The 21822-nt window shown below is 65.3% G+C and carries 21 protein-coding genes; 9 read left to right on the forward strand and 12 right to left on the reverse strand.

Annotated elements, in window-relative coordinates:
- Nucleotides 1-3: 3 nt before the first annotated feature.
- The 8 genes from scpA to XI03_RS27395 all read right to left on the reverse strand — a co-directional run bounded on the left by scpA (nucleotide 4) and on the right by XI03_RS27395 (nucleotide 7380).
- Nucleotides 4-2160 (reverse strand): methylmalonyl-CoA mutase, encoded by a 2157-nt coding sequence (scpA, locus tag XI03_RS27360; protein ID WP_271593854.1) that lies wholly within the window; start codon nucleotides 2158-2160, stop codon nucleotides 4-6.
- 22 nt (nucleotides 2161-2182) lie between these two features.
- Nucleotides 2183-2647, reverse strand: coding sequence for a GFA family protein (locus XI03_RS27365; protein WP_028142936.1), 465 nt, complete (start codon nucleotides 2645-2647; stop codon nucleotides 2183-2185).
- Nucleotides 2644-4515: a methylmalonyl-CoA mutase family protein gene (locus XI03_RS27370; protein ID WP_271593855.1), complete on the reverse strand. Its 1872-nt coding sequence runs from the start codon at nucleotides 4513-4515 to the stop codon at nucleotides 2644-2646. The genes XI03_RS27365 and XI03_RS27370 overlap by 4 nt, the downstream gene beginning before the upstream one ends.
- A gap of 81 nt (nucleotides 4516-4596) precedes the next feature.
- Complete coding sequence (gene folK, locus XI03_RS27375; RefSeq protein WP_271593856.1) at nucleotides 4597-5088, reverse strand: 2-amino-4-hydroxy-6-hydroxymethyldihydropteridine diphosphokinase; 492 nt, start codon at nucleotides 5086-5088, stop codon at nucleotides 4597-4599.
- Nucleotides 5088-5456 carry a dihydroneopterin aldolase gene (folB, locus tag XI03_RS27380; protein WP_008553485.1) on the reverse strand — a complete coding sequence of 123 codons (369 nt, stop codon included), beginning with the start codon at nucleotides 5454-5456 and terminating at the stop codon, nucleotides 5088-5090. The genes folK and folB overlap by 1 nt, the downstream gene beginning before the upstream one ends.
- Complete coding sequence (gene folP, locus XI03_RS27385) at nucleotides 5453-6313, reverse strand: dihydropteroate synthase (RefSeq protein WP_028142939.1); 861 nt, start codon at nucleotides 6311-6313, stop codon at nucleotides 5453-5455. The genes folB and folP overlap by 4 nt, the downstream gene beginning before the upstream one ends.
- 267 nt (nucleotides 6314-6580) lie before the next feature.
- Nucleotides 6581-6988, reverse strand: a complete 408-nt coding sequence (locus XI03_RS27390) for a DUF4332 domain-containing protein (RefSeq protein ID WP_028142940.1) — start codon at nucleotides 6986-6988, stop codon at nucleotides 6581-6583.
- Nucleotides 6989-7014: 26 nt separating this feature from the next.
- The gene (locus XI03_RS27395; protein WP_018315753.1) at nucleotides 7015-7380 is read right to left on the reverse strand and encodes a hypothetical protein; all 366 of its coding nucleotides are present in this window, start codon (nucleotides 7378-7380) and stop codon (nucleotides 7015-7017) included.
- A 351-nt stretch (nucleotides 7381-7731) separates the two neighbouring features.
- On the opposite strand from XI03_RS27395, the gene XI03_RS27400 reads away from it, so the two are divergent.
- From XI03_RS27400 to XI03_RS27410, 3 genes are all read left to right on the forward strand, one after another.
- A complete protein-coding gene (locus XI03_RS27400; RefSeq protein WP_271593857.1) occupies nucleotides 7732-9354 on the forward strand; it encodes a helicase HerA-like domain-containing protein in 1623 nt (540 codons plus the stop codon).
- Between the two features lie 126 nt (nucleotides 9355-9480).
- A complete protein-coding gene (locus XI03_RS27405; protein WP_271593953.1) occupies nucleotides 9481-10809 on the forward strand; it encodes a glycosyltransferase family 87 protein in 1329 nt (442 codons plus the stop codon).
- Between the two features lie 25 nt (nucleotides 10810-10834).
- Entirely contained in the window at nucleotides 10835-12229 is a 1395-nt protein-coding gene (locus XI03_RS27410) for a M20/M25/M40 family metallo-hydrolase (RefSeq protein ID WP_271593954.1), read from the forward strand.
- Nucleotides 12230-12464: 235 nt separating this feature from the next.
- On the opposite strand, the gene XI03_RS27415 is transcribed toward XI03_RS27410, so the two are convergent.
- Both XI03_RS27415 and XI03_RS27420 read right to left on the reverse strand, forming a co-directional pair.
- Complete coding sequence (locus XI03_RS27415; protein WP_028142944.1) at nucleotides 12465-13244, reverse strand: class II aldolase/adducin family protein; 780 nt, start codon at nucleotides 13242-13244, stop codon at nucleotides 12465-12467.
- A 186-nt stretch (nucleotides 13245-13430) separates the two neighbouring features.
- Nucleotides 13431-15080 (reverse strand): glycosyltransferase family 39 protein, encoded by a 1650-nt coding sequence (locus XI03_RS27420; RefSeq protein ID WP_271593858.1) that lies wholly within the window; start codon nucleotides 15078-15080, stop codon nucleotides 13431-13433.
- A 312-nt stretch (nucleotides 15081-15392) separates the two neighbouring features.
- Here XI03_RS27420 and XI03_RS27425 point away from each other — a divergent pair, with 312 nt between their 5' ends.
- Nucleotides 15393-16286: a hypothetical protein gene (locus XI03_RS27425; RefSeq protein ID WP_095425339.1), complete on the forward strand. Its 894-nt coding sequence runs from the start codon at nucleotides 15393-15395 to the stop codon at nucleotides 16284-16286.
- Nucleotides 16287-16422: 136 nt separating this feature from the next.
- Nucleotides 16423-16839, forward strand: a complete 417-nt coding sequence (locus tag XI03_RS27430; protein WP_028142947.1) for a MucR family transcriptional regulator — start codon at nucleotides 16423-16425, stop codon at nucleotides 16837-16839.
- A gap of 166 nt (nucleotides 16840-17005) precedes the next feature.
- Here XI03_RS27430 and XI03_RS27435 read toward each other — a convergent pair whose 3' ends face one another.
- Both XI03_RS27435 and XI03_RS27440 read right to left on the reverse strand, forming a co-directional pair.
- Complete coding sequence (locus XI03_RS27435) at nucleotides 17006-17434, reverse strand: SufE family protein (RefSeq protein ID WP_028142948.1); 429 nt, start codon at nucleotides 17432-17434, stop codon at nucleotides 17006-17008.
- Between the two features lie 67 nt (nucleotides 17435-17501).
- Nucleotides 17502-17933 (reverse strand): DUF5330 domain-containing protein, encoded by a 432-nt coding sequence (locus tag XI03_RS27440; RefSeq protein ID WP_271593859.1) that lies wholly within the window; start codon nucleotides 17931-17933, stop codon nucleotides 17502-17504.
- 411 nt (nucleotides 17934-18344) lie between these two features.
- Here XI03_RS27440 and XI03_RS27445 point away from each other — a divergent pair, with 411 nt between their 5' ends.
- The 4 genes from XI03_RS27445 (at nucleotide 18345) to XI03_RS27460 (ending at nucleotide 21668) form a co-directional block, all read left to right on the forward strand.
- Complete coding sequence (locus tag XI03_RS27445; RefSeq protein WP_212429465.1) at nucleotides 18345-20210, forward strand: ATP-binding protein; 1866 nt, start codon at nucleotides 18345-18347, stop codon at nucleotides 20208-20210.
- Nucleotides 20203-20913: a peptidoglycan-binding domain-containing protein gene (locus XI03_RS27450; RefSeq protein ID WP_038947830.1), complete on the forward strand. Its 711-nt coding sequence runs from the start codon at nucleotides 20203-20205 to the stop codon at nucleotides 20911-20913. The genes XI03_RS27445 and XI03_RS27450 overlap by 8 nt, the downstream gene beginning before the upstream one ends.
- A 147-nt stretch (nucleotides 20914-21060) precedes the next feature.
- On the forward strand, nucleotides 21061-21270 hold the full coding sequence (locus XI03_RS27455; protein ID WP_028142952.1) for a hypothetical protein: 210 nt from the start codon (nucleotides 21061-21063) through the stop codon (nucleotides 21268-21270).
- 53 nt (nucleotides 21271-21323) lie between these two features.
- Complete coding sequence (locus XI03_RS27460; protein ID WP_028142953.1) at nucleotides 21324-21668, forward strand: DUF1491 family protein; 345 nt, start codon at nucleotides 21324-21326, stop codon at nucleotides 21666-21668.
- The last annotated feature ends 154 nt before the right edge of the window (nucleotides 21669-21822 follow it).

Raw genomic sequence — 21822 nt, forward strand, 5'->3', positions numbered from 1 at the left:
AAGCTATTCCGCCGCCTCGCTATGCCCGAGCCGCGCATTCAGCTTGCGGATCAGCTCCTCGGCGGCGTCCGCAATCACGGTGCCCGGCGGGAAGATCGCTTCGGCGCCGGCGGCATAGAGCGCGTCGTAGTCCTGCGGCGGCACCACGCCGCCGACGATGATCATGATGTCGTCGCGGCCCTGCTTCTTCAGCGCGGCCTTCAGCTCCGGCACGGCGGTGAGATGGGCCGCGGCGAGCGAGGAGACGCCAAGGATGTGCACGTCGTTCTCGACGGCCTGTCGCGCGGCCTCGTCGGCGGTCGCAAACAGCGGCCCGATGTCGACGTCGAAGCCGATGTCTGCGAATGCCGACGCGATCACCTTCTGGCCGCGGTCGTGGCCGTCCTGGCCGATCTTGGCGACGAGGATGCGCGGACGGCGACCCTCGGCTTCCTCGAAGGCATCGATCAGCGCCTGAACCTTCTCGACCTGATTGCCCATGCTGGATGCTTCCCGCTTATAAACGCCGGTGATGGATTTGATCTCGGCGCGGTGCCGGCCGAACACCTTCTCCATCGCGTCCGAAATCTCGCCGACGGTTGCTTTCGCCCGTGCCGCGTCGATCGCGAGCGCCAGCAGATTGCCGTTGCCTTCGCCGGCCGAGCGCGTGATCGCAGCGAGGGCGGCATCGACGTCCTTCTGGTTGCGCTCGGACTTCAGCCGCGTCAGCTTGTCGATCTGCAGCCGACGAACATTGGTGTTGTCGACCTTCAGAATTTCGATTTTGTCCTCGTCGGTGGGCTTGTACTTGTTGACGCCGATCACCGCCTGCTTGCCGGCGTCGATCCGGGCCTGCGTCTTGGCCGAGGCTTCCTCGATGCGCAGCTTCGGCAGGCCGGCCTCGATCGCCTTCGCCATGCCGCCGAGCTCCTCGACCTCCTGGATGTGGCCCCACGCTTTCGCCGCGAGGTCGCGCGTGAGACGCTCGACATAATAGGAGCCGCCCCAGGGGTCGATGATGCGGGTGGTGCCGCTCTCCTGCTGCAGGAACAGCTGGGTGTTGCGGGCGATGCGCGCCGAGAAATCGGTCGGCAGCGCCAGCGCTTCGTCGAGCGCGTTGGTGTGCAGCGACTGGGTGTGGCCTTGTGTCGCCGCCATCGCCTCCACCGTCGTGCGCATCACGTTGTTGAAGACGTCCTGCGCGGTCAGCGACCAGCCCGAGGTCTGGGAATGCGTGCGCAGCGACAGTGAGCGCGGGTCCTTCGGGTTGAACGGCTTCAGAAGCTTTGCCCAGAGCAGGCGCGCGGCGCGCAGCTTGGCGACCTCCATGAAGAAGTTCATGCCGATCGCCCAGAAGAACGACAGCCGCGGCGCGAAGCGGTCGACATCCAGGCCCGCGGCAAGGCCGGCGCGCAGATATTCGACGCCGTCGGCGAGCGTATAGGCAAGCTCGAGGTCCTGCGTCGCGCCGGCCTCCTGCATGTGATAGCCGGAGATCGAGATCGAATTGTATTTCGGCATCTTCTGCGAGGTGTAGGCGAAGATGTCCGAGATGATCCGCATCGAGGGCGCGGGCGGGTAGATGTAGGTGTTGCGCACCATGAACTCTTTCAGAATGTCGTTCTGAATGGTGCCTGAGAGCTTTTCCGGCGGCACGCCCTGTTCCTCGGCGGCCGCGACGTAGAGCGCGAGGATCGGCAGCACCGCGCCGTTCATGGTCATGGACACGCTCATCCGGTCGAGCGGAATCCCCGCGAACAGCGTGCGCATGTCGTAGATGGAATCGATGGCGACGCCGGCCATGCCGACATCGCCGCCGACGCGCGGATGGTCGCTGTCATAGCCGCGATGGGTGGCGAGATCGAAGGCCACCGAGAGGCCCTTCTGTCCGGCCGCCAGGTTGCGGCGGTAGAACGCGTTGGAATCCTCCGCCGTGGAGAAGCCGGCATATTGCCGGACCGTCCAGGGCTGGTTGACATACATGGTCGGGTAGGGGCCGCGCAGGAACGGCGCGATGCCCGGATAGGTCTCGAGGAAATCGAGCCCGGCAAGATCGGCCTCGCCATAAGCGGGCTTCACTAAGATGCCCTCGGGCGTCAGCCACGGTTCGGCGCTGCCTGACGGCGCGGCGGTCGTGGCGCGCTCGAAGGCGACATCAGCGAAATTGGGAATGCGGCTCATGTTTCAACCATATCCTAGGCGCTCAATCGTGATCCGGATGCTGATGGCTGACGATGGTTGCCATCTTCTCCGGTCCGTAATTCTGTTGCGTGGTCTGGCTCGGCAAATTGGCGATGCCGACCACCCAGCCGAGACGGGATTCGGTGCCGAACTGTCGCGTCGGAATGATCTGGTCAGGACGGTCGAAGGCGCCGGTCATGATCTCGATCCGGTCGCCGCCGATGCGGCCGAAGCTCAGCGGCGTGCCGCAGCCGGCGCAAAAGCCGCGTTCGGCGATCGACGAGGAGCGGAAGAACGACGGCTGCCCCTTGGTCCAGGCAAAGTCCGTCTTGTTGATGTCGGCAAAGGAAGCGAACGGCGCGCCGGCCGCCTTCTGGCACATGCGGCAGTGGCAGATCGAAATCCTGGTTGGCGCCGTCGTGACGCCAAAGCGCACGGCCCCGCATTGGCAGCCGCCGCTGAGAACTGGTTTGCCTGGTTCGGTCATTTCTGCTCCATCCGTCGATAGGCGTCTTGCAATGTCGCAAGCGCATCGCCTCCGGCGAAGACAAAACCCGTGACGCCGGCGGCCCGCAGCGCCGCCTCGGTCTCGCTCGGGCGGCCTGCCAGATAGATATATCCCCCGCCGGCCGTTTGCAGGGCCTTCGCTGCAGCTTCGGCGTGTTCCGCATAGACCTTGTCACTGGAACAAAGACAGGCAAGCTCGGCGCCCGAAGTCTTGAAGGCGGCGGCGAGCTTGGCCGGATCGGCAAAGCCCTCGCTGTCGACAGCCTGGATGCCGCCGGCCTCGAAGAAGCTCTTGGCGAAAGTCGCGCGCGCCGTGAAATCGGCGGCCGTGCCGAGATTGGCCAGGAACACTTTTGGCCGCGCACCACGCGACTTGAGTGCTGCATCCGACTTGTCGCGCAGCGCCTCGAACGGTTCCGCCAGCCGGATCGGCGGCAGCGCATCGAACTTGTATTTCTGTTCCCCGTAAGGCGCGAGCGCAACCGGCGTTGCCTTCAGCACCGTGGCTTCGCTCTCGTGCAGGTTCGGAAACTCGCTGGCGCCGGTCAGCACGTCGCGGCGCTTTGCGATGTTGGCGTCACGCGCTTTTCGCGCGGCCGCGACCTTGCTCTGGAATACGCCTTGCTGAAGCGCGGCGAAGGCGCCGCCGGCTGTCTCGCTCTCCTGGAACAGCGCCCAGGCCGCCTCGCAAAGCTGCGCGCTCAGCGTCTCGATGCCGCCTGCGCCGGCGGCGGGATCAGAGACCTTGGCGAGGTTGCTCTCTTCCAGCAGCAGGGCTTGCGTGTTGCGCGCCACGCGGCGTGCGAACGGGTCGGGTAGGCCGAGCGCCAGCGTGTGCGGCAGCACGGTGATCGCGTTGGCACCGGCAAGCCCTGCCGCGAATGTCGCGATGGTCGCCCGCAGCATGTTCACATAGGGATCGCGCTGCGTCAGCATGCGCCAGGCCGTATCGGCGGCGATGAACAATGGTTTGGGCGTCAGCCCGCACGCCGTTTCAATACGCGCCCACAACAGCCGCAGCGCGCGGAATTTGGCCATGGTCAAAAACTGATCGGCATCCGCGGCAAGCCGCGCATAGACCATGCCTTGCGCGGCTTCCAGCGGAATGCCGGCGCCTTCGATCGCGCGGAGATAAGCGACGCAGCAGGCGAGCACGAAGGCGAGCTCCTGCACCTCGGAGCCGCCGGCATCGTGGATCACGCGTCCGTCGGCGGACGCGAACGGTCCCTTGAAGCCGAGCCCGGCGAGGCCCTTGATCGCGCCGGTGACGGCGGGAGCGATCTCCTCCCAGGTATAGGGGCTGTGGCCCCACACCGCGCCCGCCGCGAGCGGGTCGAGCCCGAAGCGGATATTGCAGGCGGCGGGATCGAGGCCATTGCTCTTCACATATTCCGCGACATGGATCGCGGCCATCCGCGATTGCGGACCGATCTGAAGCTCGATGCCGATGCCGGCATCGAGATGAATGTCCTTCAACACCTTTGCGACCGCCTCGGCCGACGGTTCCAGACCGAAACCGCGAGCACCATTGGCGCCGGCGAACACCAGCGCGAGCCCCGTCGCGCCGTTCTCCAGGTCCTGCAAAGCCTGCGCATTCGCGAGCGCCGCATCGGGATGGTCGATCCGCTGCACGATTTGCCAGGGCGCCGCCGCCGGCCGTCCCATCACGGGCGCAACGCCCCTGGCGCGCGGATAGAGCGGTTCGATCTTGATTCCGTCGTAGGTCTTGCCGACCAGCTTCTCGAACGGCGCGCCCTTCAGCACGCCGTCGACCAGCTTGCGCCAGTCCTCGACGCTCGCCTTGGGAAAATCGGCCGCCAGCGGCAGGTCGTCGGTCACGGAGGTCATGCGGCCAAGGGCTCCCAAACGTATCGTTATTCGCAGGCGAAATTGCCACGGCGGGCCGCCCCTGCAAACGGTTGTTTTTGGTTAACCGGTATCCGGAAGCCGCTCAATGCCTTGCGTCGAGACGCTGGCGAGCCCGTCACGCACTGGAATGCCCGAGATCACGCGGTCCGGCGCGATTTCGGCCAGCGGTACCAGCACGAAAGCGCGCTCGAACAGGCGCGGATGCGGCAGGGTCAGATCCGGCTTCTGCAAGCTGACATCGTCATAGGCGATCATGTCGAGATCGAGCGTGCGCGGGCCCCAGCGCCGCTCCTTGTCCCGCGTGCGGCCGAATTTCTGCTCGACCTTCTGCAGCACGAACAGCAGAGCGTGCGGATCGAGGCCGGTCTCGATCTCGATGCAGGCATTGATGAAGGGAGCCTGCTCCTCGTCGCCCCACGGCGGCGTCGCATAATCCGAGGATCGCGCGATTAGCGCAGCTTGCGCCATGCCGCAGATATGGGCGATCGCCTTGGCGAACGTCGCGCGGACATCGCCGACATTGCCGCCGAGTGCGATCAGCACGCTTGCCATCAGGGGTGCCGCGAGCGCGTCAGCATGATGCCGACGTCGTCGAAGATCGCGGCGATCGGCGCATGCGGCTTGTGCACGGTGATCTTCACGGCGCGGATGCGCGGGAAGTGCGACAGGATGGCGTCGGCCACCGCGCCGGCCGCGCGCTCCAGGAGCTTGTAATTGGTATTCTTGAACGCCGCCGTCGTCGTCGCCACGACCTCGGCGTAGGACACCGTGTCGGCGAGCCGGTCGCTGCGCGAGGGCTCCGACAGGTCGGTATAGAGTTCGAGATCGATGACGAAGCGCTGGCCGACTTCGGTCTCGTGATCCATCACGCCGTGGCGGGCGTGGATCGACAGGCCGGTGACGAAGATCGTATCGGTCATTGCTTGCCCTCGATTGCGTTCGCTACCCGCAGCGCCTGCAAGGTCTCGGCGACGTCATGAGTCCGGATGATCTTCGCGCCGCGTTGCGCGGCGATCAGATGCGCGGCGATCGAGCCGGCGAGCCGCTCCTTCGGCTCCGACGGCGACACCGAGGCGATGAAGCGTTTGCGCGAGGCACCGACGAGGATCGGCAGGCCGAACATCTCGAATTCGCGCAAGCGCGCCAGCGCGGTCATGCTCTGCTCGGCGGTCTTGCCGAAGCCGATGCCGGGATCGAGCACGATTTTTTCGCGCGCGATGCCGGCCTTTGCGGCGATGTCCAGCGAGCGCAGGAAGAACGTCTTCATGTCCGTGATGATGTCGATGGCGGGATCGGCGTCGTCGCGGTTGTGCATGACGATGACGGGAACGCCTCTTGCGGCCACCAGCGGCGCCATCGCGGCGTCGCGTTGCAGACCCCAGACGTCATTGGCGATCGCCGCGCCCTGGTCGAGCGCGTAGGCCACCACCTCCGCCTTCATGCTGTCGATCGACACGGGCACGCCGAGGGCCACGACGCCCGCCAGCACCGGCTTGAGCCGGGCCAGTTCGCTTTCCGCCGTGACGGCCTTCGCACCCTTGTAGGGCCGGGTGGATTCGGCGCCGATATCGATGATGTCGACGCCATCCGCGATCATCGCCCGCGCCCGCGCGAGCGCCTGCTCGGGCCCGATGAACTCGCCGCCATCGGAGAAGGAATCCGGGGTGATGTTGAGCACGCCCATCACCGCCGGGATCGGTCGTTCCAGCAGTTTCCGCAGCGCATCTGGCCCGGCCGAGCCGGCCGGCGGGACGGATGGGGAGGGCGAGGCATTCATGTGGGTGGCTTTGCGCGGTCGCGGAGGGGGAGTCAAGACGGGATGGCGGTGTCGGCGGGCGGCATCGATATTGTGGCAATCTCGCGCATCACCCCAGCTGTCGTCCCGGCGAACGCCGGGACCCATACCCCCAGGGTAAAGTTTGGCGAAGACTCGTAGTCCGGTACTGCCACCGTCTGTGACCGATAGATTCCGCGGTATGGGTCCCGGCGTTCGCCGGGACGACACCGAAAAGGTGGCGCGGGAATCTGTTCTCGAAAGACCGCCCTAATACGTGATCTTCGGCGGCAGCTTCTTCGCCTTGGCGATGATGTCGCCGACCGACTTCTCCGAAGGCAGGATGCGCAGCAGCTTCTTCTTCTCGTTGGCGTCGCGCATGCTCTGGGCGAGCCTTGCCGGATTCCGATAGGCGAGCTCGCGCACGGTGGTGACGCCGGCGGCGCGGACCAGGCCGACCTTGGCCCGGCCCATGCCGGGGATACGCATGTAGTCGGAGACGTTGGCCCATTCCAGCAGCAGCTGCTCGCTGATGCCGGTCTTGGCGGAAAGCGCTTTGCGGCCCTTCACCGTGCCGGCCGCCTCGAGCAGCCCGTCGGTGGTGCGGATACCTTGCGCCTTCAACTTGTTGGCGGCAAAGACCGACAGGCCCTCAATCTCGGAGATCGGATATGTCATGATACTCGATATGAATTGCCAAAGCTTCAGGCGAACTGGCTGAGGCCTGGCGTCCCCGCAACGATCTTGCCCATCTGATCTGCTCCGATTTTGTCTCGGCCGAAGCGGAAAAGTTCACGGGCGACGTTTTGAATTTCGGACATGCCGAGCCCCAGGCCCATCAGGCGCGTGCCGACCGCCATCAAGCCGCCGCCCATCAGCCGCGACAGTCCGCCGCCGCTCCTGGATGCCTCGATCGCGGCTTCCGCTCCAGGGATCTGGTCGATCAGGGCCTGCACGCTATCGGAAGGACCCTCGTTGCGGAGGAAGCCCAGGATAATGCCGACGCTCTTTTCAGCGACAGCACTATCTATGCTGGCGTTTGTCGCCAGCCGCCCGATCAGCTCGTCCATAAGGCCCGCCCCTCAGCCGGTTTGCTTGCCGGAGTATTTCTTTCGAAAATGATCTTGAGCCGGTGTGATGTGAAATTCAAGCGATGAACGCACGCGCCGTCGCGATTCACCTTCGAACGCGCGAAAGGTGTTGCAGCGGTGCAAGAGCGGAGATGGAATCGGCGAAAAATTGCCGCGTTGCGAACAGCTCGTTCCTACTTTCGGCTGATACCGTCCGTCTGTTTCCGACAATGTCGCATGCTTGGAGCGCGTTGAACCGTTTTAATCGGTGCGCGACATGCGTTAAACTACGGAACTGGAGCATTCGAGTTTCGGTACGCGAAACCCGGCAAGAAGAGATCAGAGAGAATAATGACCGCACAGGACAGCAAGCTCGGCGATACCGACGACAAGATCTTCGTCGGCAAGGGAGAGGAGCAGGCCTGGCTGACGCTGGCGCTCGCCAATCGCCACGGCCTCGTCACAGGTGCAACCGGAACCGGTAAGACTGTGACGCTGCAGGTGATGGCGGAAGGATTTGCGCGCGCCGGTGTTCCAGTCTTCGCCGCCGACATCAAGGGCGACCTCTCCGGCATCTCCGAGGTCGGCGAAGCCAAAGACTTCATCGTCAAGCGCGCCTCCGGAATGGGGCTGAATTTCCAGCCCGATCAGTTCTCGACGGTGTTCTGGGACGTGTTCGGCGAGCAGGGCCATCCGGTGCGCGCGACCGTCACGGAAATGGGGCCGCTTCTGCTCGCACGCATGCTCGACCTCAACGACGTGCAGGAAGGCGTGCTCAACGTTGCCTTCCGCGTCGCCGACGACGCCGGGCTGACCCTGATCGACATGAAGGATCTGCGCGCGCTGCTCGATGCCATCGTGCCCGATAGCGGGAAGAAGGGGGCGGATGCGGGGGAGGATCCGCTCGCAGCCATCCGCAAGGCCGCGCAGGGGTTCGGCAACGTCACCAAGGCCACCGTCGGCACCATCCAGCGCCAGCTGCTGGTGCTGGAGAACCAGGGCGGCACCAAATTCTTCGGCGAGCCGGCGCTGACGCTGAAGGACTTCATGAAGACCGACCGCGACGGCCGCGGCATGGTCAACATCCTGGTCGCCGACAAGCTGCTGCAGAACCCCCGACTTTACGCGACATTCCTGCTGTGGATGTTGTCGGAGCTTTTCGAGGAGCTGCCCGAGGCCGGCGATCTGCCCAAGCCGAAGCTCGTGTTCTTCTTCGACGAGGCGCATCTGCTGTTCAACGATGCGCCCAAGGCGCTGATGGACAAGATCGAGCAGGTGGTCCGCCTGATCCGCTCCAAGGGCGTCGGCGTCTACTTCGTGACGCAAAACCCGGTCGACGTCCCCGACCGCGTGCTCGGACAGCTCGGCAACCGGGTGCAGCATGCACTGCGCGCCTTCACCCCGCGGGACCAGAAGGCGGTCGCCGCTGCGGCCCAGACCTTCCGGCCCAACCCGAAGCTCGACACTGCCAAGGTGATCATGGAGCTCGGCAAGGGCGAGGCGCTGGTGTCCTTCCTCGAGGGCAACGGCACGCCGGCGATGGTGGAGCGGGTGATGATCCGGCCGCCGTCGGCTCGCATCGGGCCGATCACGCCGGACGAGCGCAAGGCGATCATGGCCGCAAGCCCGGTGAAGGGCAAATACGACACCGCCGTCGACGAAGAATCCGCCTACGAGATGATCCAGAAGCGCATTGCCGGCACGGCGGCCACCGCGGACGGCCCGGCTGGCGGAAATGGCGGCGGCCTTCTCGGCCAGATCGGCTCGATCGTCGGCACCATCTTCGGCACCAACGTCAAGCGCGGCCGCCTGTCGACCGGCCAGGTCATTGCGCGGGACGTGACGCGATCGGTCACCAACCAGGTGATCGGCGGGATGGCCGCCAATATCGGCAAGTCGGTCGGTGGCCAGCTCGGCGGCTCGATTGGCCGCACGCTGGTTCGCGGCGCGCTCGGCGGATTGCTGCGGCGGTAGGCAGGCCGCTTTGGGCAATTCCGCTTGCCGTTGCCCGAGGCCACCACCGGTACAATTTCAGGTGAGGGGCTCTCCAAGCCTGCGCCGGTCTGCTACGTCCTGTTCGCCGCCGCACAGGACCACTCCGTGACCCCGCCCGCCCCGTTAGCCAAGCCTGACGCGCCCCGACACCTGTCGCTGCGCGCGCCGCTGGATCTGCTGTTTCTGTTCTGCTGCGTCCTGCTCGCCGCCGACGTGCTCGTTCCCGAGATCTTCGGCAGCGGCAAGACCAAGGATTACCCGCTGTGGCTGTGGGCCGGGCAGCAGGTCCTGCAGGGTGAGCCACTCTATCCCGCCACGGCCGTCGAGTATTTCGAGTTCATCTATCCGCCGCTGCCGGCGATCCTGCTGGCGATCCCGAGCTGGTTCGGCAAGATCCCGCTCTATGTCGTCCTGTCGATCCTGAACGCCGTAGCGTGGTGGTACACCGGGACGTTCTCCCAGGTCATGGCCGGCTCGGGGCGCAGCCCCGGCCGCTGGCTGGAGGCGCTGCCCGCCGTCGTCACCGTGCCCTTCGTGTTCGACATGTTCGACCTCGGCCAGCCGAACCTCGTCCTGCTGGCCATGATGCTCTACGGCTTCTGGAGCTTGCGGCACCAACGTCCCTGGCTTGCGGGCTTCATGTTCGCGCTCGCCGCTGCCATCAAGGTGTTTCCGATCGCGGTCCTGCCGTATCTGGTCTGGCGGCGGAAATGGGCGGCGGCCGCCGCCACGGTCGCCTTCACCGGCATCCTTCTCTATGTGGTGCCGGCGCCGATCCGCGGCTTCGAGCGCAACGCGGCCGAGCTTGCGACCTGGTATCAGGGCATGGTCGGAACGAGCTCGGAAAAGGGCTTTGGCCAGCGTGACGAGCAGAACTGGTCGTGGGTCAACCAGTCCCTCATCGCCGTCACGCACCGCCTGGTCCGTCCGATCAACTTCAATCTGGAGGATCCCGGCAAGCCGCCGCGCACGATGAACATCATCGACGTCGACTACAGGACGGCGAACTGGATCGTGCTGGTGCTGTCGGCCTTGCTCGGGCTCGGCTTCGTCGCGATCATGCCGCAGCAAGCACGGCGAACGGCGCGCTCGGATGCGGAGGAGCTCGCCATCCTGTTCTGCCTGATCACGGTGGCCTCGCCTTTGGCACGGCAATACTACTTCATGTGGCTGTTCTTCCCGATGACGGTGCTGATGCATCGCGCCGCCTTCGACGAGCGGGCGAATGTGCGTCTCGGAACCTGGCTCGCGCTCGGCGCGGCCGGCATTCTCATGCTGCTGGCGCTGCCGTGGTTTCCAACTGTCCTCCAGGCCTGGGGCAACAATCTCCTCGCGACCGCCGTACTTGCAGGTAGTCTTGCATGGCACATCCGGCATCCGCCCGTTGCGGCTGGCTCCGAGCCTGCGGCGGCGCTAAAACCCGGTACCTCTTGAGACTCGAATGTCAGGACCCACAACCATGGCCAATGCGCAGCTTCAATCCGTGCTCGACCACATCGACAAGGATTTCGACAACAGCCTGGAGCGCCTGTTCGCGCTGCTCCGGATCAAGTCGATCTCCGCCGATCCGGCCTTCGCCGGGGATTGCAAGGCGGCGGCCGAGCATCTCGCCAAGGACATCGCGAGCCTCGGCGTCGCCACTGAAGTGAGGCCGACGGCCGGGCATCCCGCCATCGTCGGCAAGACCGGTGCCGGTGGACGGCCGCATGTGATCTTTTACGGCCATTACGACGTGCAGCCGGTCGACCCGCTCGATCTCTGGCACCGTCCGCCGTTCGAGCCCGTCGTCACCGATCATGCCGACGGCCGCAAGATCATCGTCGCGCGCGGCGCCGAGGACGACAAGGGCCAGGTGATGACCTTCGTCGAGGCCTGCCGCGCCTGGAAGAAGGTGACGGGCTCGCTGCCGGTCGACATCACCTTCCTGATCGAAGGCGAGGAGGAGGTCGGCTCGAAGAATTTCGTGCCCTTCATTGAGGCCAACAAGGACGAGTTCAAGGCCGACTACGTGCTGGTCTGCGACACCGGCATGTGGGACCGCAACACGCCGGCGATCACGACCTCGCTGCGCGGCCTGCTCTACGAAGAGCTGAAGATCACCGCCGCCAATCGCGATTTGCATTCCGGCGTGTTCGGCGGCAGCGCGATGAACCCGATCCGGGTGCTCACCAAAATTCTGGGCGGCCTGTTCGACGACGACAACCGCATCACCATTCCCGGCTTCTACGACGGCGTGAAGGACCTGCCGCCCGATATCCTGGAGCAGTGGAAGAAGCTCAATCTGACGCCGGAGATATTCCTCAAGCCGATCGGCCTGTCGATCCCCGCCGGCGAGAAGGGACGCCTCCTGATCGAGCAGGCCTCATCGCGCCCGACCTGCGACGTCAACGGCATCTGGGGCGGCTATATCGGCGAGGGCTCCAAGACGGTGATCCCGTCGCATGCTTCGGCCAAGGTCTCGTTCCGCTTGGTCGAGGGGCAGGACCCGCAAAAGATCCGCAAGGCGTTCCGCGACTACGTGACGGCGCGCATTCCCGGCGACTGCAAGGTCGAGTTCGGCGACCATTCCGCCGCGCCCGCCGTCGCGCTCGACTGGAACTTGAAGCCGCTCGCCGCCGCCAGCAAGGCGCTGACGGAGGAATGGGGCAGGGAGACCGTGCTGATGGGCTCCGGCGCCTCGATCCCGATCGTCGCCGACTTCAAGCGCACGCTTGGCCTCGACTCGCTGCTGGTCGGATTCGGATTGGACGACGACAACATCCATTCGCCGAACGAGAAGTACGATCTTCGCAGCTTCCAGAAAGGCATCCGCTCCTGGGCCCGCATCCTCGCGGCGGTGGCGGAGGTGAAGTAGGGCACGGGGCCGTAGGGAGCTGCATTAGGGTGGGCAAAGGCGCGCAGCGCCGTGCCCACCAATCTCTCAGTGATTATGAAAGAACGTGGGCACGCTCCGCTTTGCCCACCCTACGGCTCTGTTGTCGTGGCGACCACCGCCCCAAAATAAAAACGCCGCCCGGAATTGGGCGGCGTTTCATTCCAAAAGGCGTAGAGGTTCGTTAGGCGCTACCCTACACCAAATCCCGAAAATCTCAAGACCGGTAGCCCGGAAGCTCGCGGTCGAGCTTGCGCAGCAGCGGCGGCCACACGAGGTTGGTGGCGCGCAGCTCGGCGCGGTCGCGGTTGGCGAGCAGCTCGGTGTTCTTGTCGATAGCAATATCGTCGACCGGATAGACCGGCGTGCCGAGCGCGCGCGTGCGCACCTGCATCGAGCAGGCGCGCTCGAGGTGATACATGCGCTCGAAGGCGGAGGCGACCGAGCGGCCGACGGTGAGCGTGCCGTGATTGCGCAGCAGCATGTGGTTGTGGTCGCCGAGATCCTTCTGCAGCCGCGGCCGCTCGTCGTGATCGAGCGCGATGCCTTCATAGTCGTGATAGGCGAGGTCGTGGGTGACGAGCTGGGCGGTCTGGTTCAGCGGCAAGAGGCCCTCCGCGCTGCTCGACACCGCGGTGCCGTCGAGGGTGTGGAGATGCAGCACGCAGATCGCGTCCTCGCGCACCTCGTGGATCGCCGAATGGATGGTGAAGCCCGCCGGGTTGATGCTGTATTCGCTCTCGGAGAGCTGGTTGCCGTGCAAATCGACCTTGACGAGGCTCGAGGCGGTGATCTCGTCGAACATCAGCCCGTAGGGATTGATGAGAAAATGATGGTCGGGGCCGGGCACGCGCGCGGAGATGTGGGTATCGACCAGATCGTCCCAGCCGTACAGCGCGACAAGGCGGTAGCAGGCGGCGAGATTGACCCGTTGCTGCCACTCAGCCTCCGTCATATCAGACGGCACTTCCTTCAGGCGCGCTTCCGCTGGCGACATGGCTGATCTCTCCGAACATCGTTGTTGCGGGGCGGGAGCGTAGTACCGCTCGTGGCAAGCAGCAAGGCGCGACAAGCGCGCGGCAGTCAAGCGCAGCCCGCATGAGCGGAGCGACATGCGGGGCCGCTCTGAGAGGGATTCCGGATGTCGCTTTCGCTCATCCGGGCTACGCCCTAGAGAAAATTATTACGGCGCCGGGATCGAGAGCAGGCTGGAAATGCTGCGGCCGCGGATGTCGTAGACGCGGGCGAACACGACATCGTCGCGCTTGATCTCGACCATCACGGGCGCGGTGAGGCCCTTGCAGTAGAACTCGCCGAGCGTCATCGCGAAATCGGCCGCGTTGGAATCCCAGCCGATGGTGAAGTCGGGCCCGAGCGCGACCTGGGCGGGGCGCTGCGGACCGCAGACCGCGACCTTCCATTTGCGATTGGTCGGCGGCACTTCCTGGCGTTCGACGATCTGCTCGCGCAGCTCATCCGAGGCCTGCTTCAGCGCGAGACCCCAATAGTCCAGCATGAAGCGGTCGTCGGCGCCGCGCACGGTGCCGGCGATATGGTTGAAGTGGGTGTACTGATAGGGATGCAGCCGGATCATCTCGGCGAGCGAGAGCGCAAGGCCAAAGCAGAACGTGGCGAGCACGACCGGCTGCCAGGTGCGGTGATTGGCGCGCAGGCGCTCCATGGCCCACGCGAAAGCGACGCCGCCGAGCACCGCCATCGGAGGGATCACGAACACGAAATGGCGGATGCCGTTGTACAGCGCCGGCCGCTTCACCATCGCGATCGCGAGCGGCAGGGTCGCGGCCAGCGTCAGCATCAGCATGATGGTCTTGCGCCGCGCCGGCACCTCGCTTCGCGGCAGCATGCCGAAGGTGCTGACCACGGCGCCGGCCATCAGCACCAGCATCACCTCGGGCAGCTGCAGCGCGAACAGCGTCGGCAGATAGGACCAGGGCATGTCCGGCACGGACACGATCGCGCCGTCGAACATCTCCTTCCACGGCTTCTCGAAGAAGTGCGAGAAGTAGGTCAGCGCCTCGAAGGGATTGCCGGGCTCCATGATCGACCACGGCCAGATCAGGCCCATCACGAGATAGCCGAACGCCAAGCCGGGCAGCAGCACATAGACGACATGGGCGAAGCGGCGGACCGACTCGCGCAGGCCCTCGCTGCGCAGTTCCTCCAGGAACAGCGGGACGAAGCCGAGCACGGCGTAGACCAGCGCGAGCCCGCCGAGAACGCGGCAGCCCAGCGAAAGGCCGGCACCCAGGCCGACGATCAGGATCGTGCGCGGCGACGGCTTGGGATATTCCTCGGCGAGCCGGACCAGGCCGAGCATCAGGATGATCATGGCCACCGCGAAGGGCGCATCCTTCGGATTCATGAACATGTGGCCGTAGAAGATCGGGCACAGCGCGAGCAGCAGCAGCGAGGCAAGACCGGCAAGGGGCCCGCCGATGCGACGGCCGAGCCGCCACGTCACCGCAAGTCCGACCACGCCGACAATGGCGCCGACCAGACGTCGTGTCTCGAACAGCTCGAGCGGAATGATTTTGTGCAGGAGGGCCGCGACCATGTCGAAGCCGCCGCCATACATGTAGAGATTGGCGAAGGAGAGCGCCGCAGTATCCTTGAAGCCGGAACCGAACATGCGCAGCAGCAAATCGGCATATTCAGCGTGGGTGTAGTCGTCCCAGCCGAGGCCGTAGTCGCGGAACGTCAGGCCTGCAACGACCGCGACCGCGGCCAGCACCAGCATGGCGAGATCGTCGCAAGTCCGTTCGACCGAGCGCCGCAGAGGCGTGTCGATCGCCGAAGTCGTGATGGATGTCATGGCTATCGGTGCCCCGGAATCCCCTCTTGGCCCTGCTGGTGCGCGCGGGCCTGTTCCCCGGACTCCCTATAGCGCAGTTCCATTACCAAGTAATTGGGCATTATGGCTAAATTCCTGATGCGACGCAGCAATTCCGGTTACTTGAGAGCAGTCTAAGCAGTAGCGAGCCGTAGCTGAAGGGAATGTGAATAAGTCCCTGATTTCCTTCCCTTTAGGAACGCTACCGACGATTCCTCGTTGGCGTGGAACACCGGATGACGGTATCGTGGCGTTGCGGTTGTCGCGTGTGGATGGCGACCGGGGGTGAGTTCGATGAATCTGGCATTGTTGATCGCGGGGATTTTCGCCGTCGTGGCGGGCTTCCTTTCGATCCTGTTTGGCTTCTCCGTCAGGGAGTTCAGCCTCGGCAGCCCCCTCATAATCTCGGGCACGATCGCCGTCTGCTCCGGAATGTTACTGGCCGGCCTCTATGTCGTGGTCACGGAACTGAAGGGCCTCGCGCGTCGGCTGGCCGGTGCGCCGTCCGAGGTTCGGGTCAGGCCCGTGCTGCCGGGCCTCGCCGCATCAGGCGCTGCGCCCGAGTCGATGGCTGCCGCTGCGGCGGCAAGGATCGAGGGAAGGGCCGAAGGAAGGATCGAGCAGCCACCGCCGCCGCCACCTGCTGCAGGCCCGCCGCCGTGGCAGAGCGAAGCTGCCGCGCGCGAGCGTCCGCGCGTCGAGGCTCCGCCGGTGCCGGAAGCTCCAACGCCGCCCGCGGCTCCGGAAGCGCCGCGCCGGCGCAACCTGTTGTTCGCCTCGACCTCGCGCAAGGAGCGGGAGCGTGCGGAGGCGAAGGCCATCGAGGACGCGCCGCCGCAGCTACCTGCGGAGCCCGGTGAGGCCCTGGATACTCCGCCTGCAAGCTTTGACGATGCCTGGCCGAAGCCGGACCGCATGCGTCCGTCGGAGCCGCCGGCCGCCCTGCGCCGGCCGCCGCCGCGCTCGCCATCGACCTTTGCGGAGGCCGCTCCGCCGCCTGCACCCGAGCCGCCGCCTCCACCACCACCCGTCGAGCAGGCGCCCGTGACCGTCCTCAAATCCGGCATCGTCGACGGCATGGCCTATTCGCTCTATTCCGACGGCTCGATCGAAGCGCAGATGCCGGAGGGCATGATGCGCTTTGCGTCGATCGACGAGTTGCGTGCCCATCTCGACCAGCGGTCCTGAACTCTGCCGCGCAGCAGTCAAGCGCCGCAATCGTCGTCGCCTCGTCAGTCCCTTGTTTCAGCCGAACGTATTGTTGACACGGAAAGGTTCGGCGTCGTCTATCCCGTGAAGCGCAAGGTGCAGAGAGGGCGGGCCCATGTCGGATGCCGGGGCTAAGAATTTCATCGAGCTGACGGCGAGCATCGTGTCGGCTTATCTCGGCAACAATCCGACGCCCGCGGCGGAGATTCCGAACCTGATCAGCCAGGTGCATGGCGCATTGGTGCGGGTGTCGTCAGGCCGCACCGAGACCGCGCCGCTCGAGCCGGCCAAGCCGGCGGTCTCGCTGAAGAAGTCGATCGCGCCCGACTATCTGGTCTGCCTGGAAGACGGCAAGCGCTTCAAATCGCTGAAGCGCCATCTGCGCACGCAGTACAACATGACGCCGGAGCAATACCGCGAGAAATGGGGCCTGCCGGCCGACTATCCCATGGTCGCGCCGAACTATGCGGTGGCGCGCTCGCAATTGGCCAAGCAGATGGGCCTCGGACAGCAGCAGCGGAAGCGGAAGTAGCTCGTCCGCTCGGCCAGCTCTCGTAGGGTGGGCAAAGGCGCGCTCTTGCGCGACGTGCCCACGAATTCTCAACCAGTCACACGCAGATCGTGGGCACGCTCCGCTTTGCCCACCCTATGAATTCTTGCTGCGTGGCTCGAAGCACGCGCTCCTCACGTGAAGATCGCTACGACGCTTCCGCGAGCGCCTCTTTCGCATCGGTCTTGATGCGCTCGACCATCGAGCGCAGGCCGTTGGAGCGCTGCGGCGTCAGATGATCGCGAAAGCCGAACTCGTTGAACACGGCGATCGCGTCGGTATCGATGATCTCCTGCGGCGTGCGGCCGGAATAGAGCGAGAGGACGATCGCGACCAGCCCGCGCACGATATGCGCGTCGCTGTCGCCGCGATATTTCAGGATCGGCGCGCCATGGCCGCGGTCGACCAGCTTCTGCAGCCAGACCTGGCTGACGCAGCCGTTGACCTTGTTCTCGGCGGAGTGTTCCGCCTCCGGCATCGGTTCCAGGGTGCGGCCGAGCTCGATGACGTACCGGTAGCGGTCGTCCCACTCGTCCAGAAGCTCGAAATTGTCCCTGATTTCGTCGATCGTCGTCATGTTGGCCCGTGTTCCCGTTAGGGCCAATATAAGGATGCGAGGAGATGAAATCGATAGGGTTTGGGCGCTAATTCGCCGCCGGGCCGCGCCATTCCAGCGCGAGGTCGTCCTGGCTCAGGGTATCGCGCGGTGCCTCGGTCGATGCGGCATCGCCTTCGCCGGCCATCGCGATCGAGCCGGTATGGTCGGGCGCCTTCTTGTCGTTCTTGTCGTTCTTGTCGTTGGAGATCTGCTCTTTCTTGTCGTTGATGATCTGGTAGATCTTGCGCGCGCCGTCCTGGGCGCGCTGGCCGATGATGGTCGCGGCCTGTCCGCCGACCTCGCAGGCCGCCGGCTGGCGCTTGCAGAACTGGGTCATGTCGGAGACGGCCGCGGTCGCAGCCTGCACCGCGTCGGCGGCACCGATCTGGGGCAGCTTCTCCGATTCGGGCGTCTTGTCCCTGGGCAGGAGCACCAGCACCAGCCCGAGCCAGAATGTGATGCGGAGCAGAAAGCGCATCTTATCGACCTGTTCGTTAGATCCCGCCCGCGGCGATGGTCCGCGCGCGTTTCGACCTAGCAACTCTCGATAAATCGCAAGTGATTGCCTTGAGCTTAATTCGCGGAAAATTTACGCAAAATTCTTCGAGATCGACGGTGTCGTAAATTTTCGATTGACGCCGGCGCCCGTGATTCTGCTGGCATGCGTATCCACCAATTCGAAACCATGCCGGGATGTGTGAAACCCTGTGTTCACCATCCTCGCCGAAGACGTCGCCAAATCGTCTAAAAAGCCCCGCGATGTCCCGGCGTCCGGCCGCACACCGAGCCGCCTTAGCACTCGTTTAAGGTCGCTCTGACACGGTGGCTCAACGACAAGGAGGCGTTGCGGCGCGTCTTCCAAAGACGATTGAGCCGAAGCGCGAGACCCGTGACAGTTTTGAGTATCATCCGCGATTGTCTCGATGCACTGCTGCATCCCTCCGCGCGTTACGATGCGCTGATGCGGGCGCGTCATCGTGCCTTCATGGCGCCGCGGCTGCTCGGCAGCCTGGCCGCCTTTGCCGCATTCCCGGTCTATCTCGCCATGCGCGGCGCACCGAGCGCGGTCGAGGTCGCCGCGTTCGCCTGGCTGATCGCGCCGATCCTGCTGTCCTGGTTCCTGTCGCGCACCGGCCGCTATGAAGGCGCCCATGTGCTGTCGTCGCTGGCGCTCGCCGGCCTGATCATGGCGGTCGCGGGCACCACGGGCGGCATCGAATCATTCGCCGCGGTCTGGCTGGTCGTGGTTCCCCTCGAAGCCGCGCTGTCGGCCTCGCGCCGCGTCGCTGCCTTCGCTTCCTTGCTCGCGCTGTCCTGTGCGGGACTCCTGATTCTCGTCGGCCAGCTCGGCTGGCTGCCGGTTGCAGACACCAGCACTGCTGAACGCGGCGTGCTGATGGCGTGCGGCGTCGTCTCGGCGACGCTCTATGCCGCCGGCCTTGCCTTCGGCGCGGAATCGCTGGCGCGCACCAGCGTTGCGCTGCTGTCGCGCGAGGAGGAGCGCTATCGCCTGCTCGCCCGCAACATGAGCGACGTCGTCTCGCGGCATCAGCGCAACGGTGCGGTGCAGTTCATCTCGCCGGCGGCGGAAGCCATGCTCGGCATGCCGGTGGCGCAACTGCTGGGGCATGGCCTGTTCGACCGCGTCCATGTCGCCGATCGCCCGGCCTATCTCACCGCGCTCTCCGATGCCGCGCGCGGCGACGTGCGCAGCATCGAGTTCCGGCTGCGGCGTGAGCCCGACGGCTCGGAGCGCGGCCAGGTCGATTTCCTCTGGGTCGAGATGCGCTGCCGCCCGCTCGACCGGGATATCGGCCACAATTATCACAGTGACGTCACGCGCGAGGCCGAGGTCGTCGCCGTGATGCGCGACGTCACCGACCACAAGCTGTCCGAGCAGGCGCTGGATCAGGCGCGCAGCGCCGCGGAAGCTGCCGATGCCGCCAAGACCCGCTTCCTCGCCACCATGAGCCATGAGCTGCGCACGCCGCTGAACGCCATCATCGGCTTCTCCGAGATGATCGCGCAGGAGCAGACCCTGATGCTGGGTGCGGCCCAGCGCCAGGAATACGCGCAGCTCATCAACGATTCCGGCCAGCACCTGTTGTCGGTCGTCAATGGCATCCTGGACATGTCGAAGATGGAGTCGGGCAATTTCGAGATCGCGTCCGAGCCGTTCGCGCCGCGGGCCTCGCTGTTGCATTGCTGCAATCTCTTGGCGCTGAAGGCGCGGGAGAACGGCATCGATCTCATCACCGATGCGCCGCAGGATCTGCCCGTCATGACCGGCGATCCCAGGGCGTTCAAGCAGATCGTGCTCAATCTCGTCGCCAACGCCATCAAGTTCACCGAGCGTGGCGGTCAGGTCTCCGTGACCGCTTCGGTGTCGGGTTCGCAGCTGACGCTGCGCATCAGCGATACCGGCGTCGGCATCGCGCCCGACGATCTCAAGCGCATCGGCGCGCCGTTCTTCCAGGCGGGCAAGACCTATCAGCGCCGTCACGAGGGAACCGGCCTCGGACTTTCGATCGTGAAGAGTCTCGTGGCGTTGCATCTTGGCGAATTGACGGTACAAAGCAGTTTGGGAGAGGGCACCGCCGTCACCGTCAGGCTGCCGCTCGTCTACACGCCGCCGCAAGTCAAGCCGGTCGAAAGCAAGGTCGCGACGCTGACGCCGGTGCTGCGCCAGGATCTTCAGGACCAAACTCACGACCAGTCTCAGGACCAACCCGCTCTGGTGAAGAAAAGTGCCTAGGAAGTCTACCAAGGACGAAGCCGCTCCGCGCCGCCGTGGCGCCAAGGCCGCGGTTGTCGATGTCGAGACCGAGCGCAACCTCGTGATGCGCGTGCTGCTGCACAGCCCCAAGGACACGCTGGCCGGTCTCGTCGCCGTCGCCGCGATCGGCGCGATCGTTGCCAATGCGCTGTTCCTGCAGACCGGCCGCCATCCGGCGCCGATGTTCGGCACCGTGATCAATCTTCCCGCACCGTCCTCCGTGGCGCTGTCGAACCCAATGCCGCGGCCGCGCCCGGTCGGCGCCGATACCTCGCCGCTGGAGCCGCGCGCGACGGAGTTCCGCGCCGAGCCGAAACCTGCCGAGCGAGCCGCCGAGAAGCCGCCGGAGAAACCCGTCGAGGCGACCGCATCGACGCCGCGCGCGGGCAGTGATCCCATGACCAATCTGGTCAAGGCGACGACCTCGACGCCGCCGTCCGCCATGCGTCCACCCGCGCCGATTCCCGTGCCGCAGAGCCCCGCCGCCCGGCGTATCGCCGGCGTTCAGCGCGCGCTGTCCGAATATGGCTACGGGAATTTGAAGATCACGGGCACGATGAGCGGCGAGACCCAGTCCGCGATCCAGAAGTTCGAGCGCGAGCACAAGATGCAGGTCACCGGCCAGTTGTCCGACCGGCTGCTGCGCGAGCTCGGCGCCGCGATCGGCCATCCCGTCGAATAACCCCACCGCCCGCTGTCATTGACGCCGATCAATTCCGGGCATCGCGCGCCGCCGCGCCCCGCGCGCGGGCGATTTGCTTGGGATCAATGACGGCCGACGGCTTCGGGGAACATGATCGCTCATCTTCAACGAAGAAGAGAGGTTGTCATGTTCAAGGTCTCGGTTCTGGTCTGGATCATGCTGGGTACGGTGCTGGCGGGCGTCAGTCTGATCGTCGTGCTGATGGTGCCGAGCTTCGCCGCCGACGCGATCAGGAACATCCCCTATGCGGTCGCCGTGGGATTCGCACTTGCGATGCCGCTGTCATACCTCGTCGCGCGCCAGATCAACGGCGGGCAAGGTGTAAGCAAGGCGTGACAATCGGACGCTGAGACTGGCGGCGCGCGTCACGCTGGCCTATCGTTCGGCTCATGCGTTTGAAATCCAACATATGGGTCGCGGCTTACCTGCGCCGGTGCCAGACCGAGGGCGTGTTCGGCGCGGTGCGCCGTCGCGGTGCCGAGGAGGCGGGCGCGGTGTTCGTGAAAGTGTCGCTGCTCGACGGCCATGCGATGCTGTACGCGCCGGCGCCGCAGACCTCTTACGACGACGGCCGCCCCGTCGATCGCTTCTTCGTGCCGGTCGCGCAGCAACCTCTGCCCGAGCACACGATCGAGGAGCGGCTGACGAAGGAAATCCGCTTCGATCCGGACGCCTGGATCGTCGAGACCGAGGATCGTGCCGGACGGCATTTCCTCGAGCTTGCGAAGGCGTAGCTGTGTCCCGGACAAGCGGCGACGCGCCAGCGTTGCCGTGCAGAGCCGGGACCCATAAGGCTGCATCAACGAAGGCGGAGAGATGGGCCCCGGCTCAGCAGCGCATCGCCGGAGGGGCGCTGCGCTGCGTCCGGGGCACGACTGCGCGCTGCGC

Source organism: Bradyrhizobium sp. CCBAU 65884, assembly GCF_028128835.1.
In the GTDB taxonomy this organism is placed as follows: Bacteria; Pseudomonadota; Alphaproteobacteria; order Rhizobiales; family Xanthobacteraceae; genus Bradyrhizobium; species Bradyrhizobium ottawaense.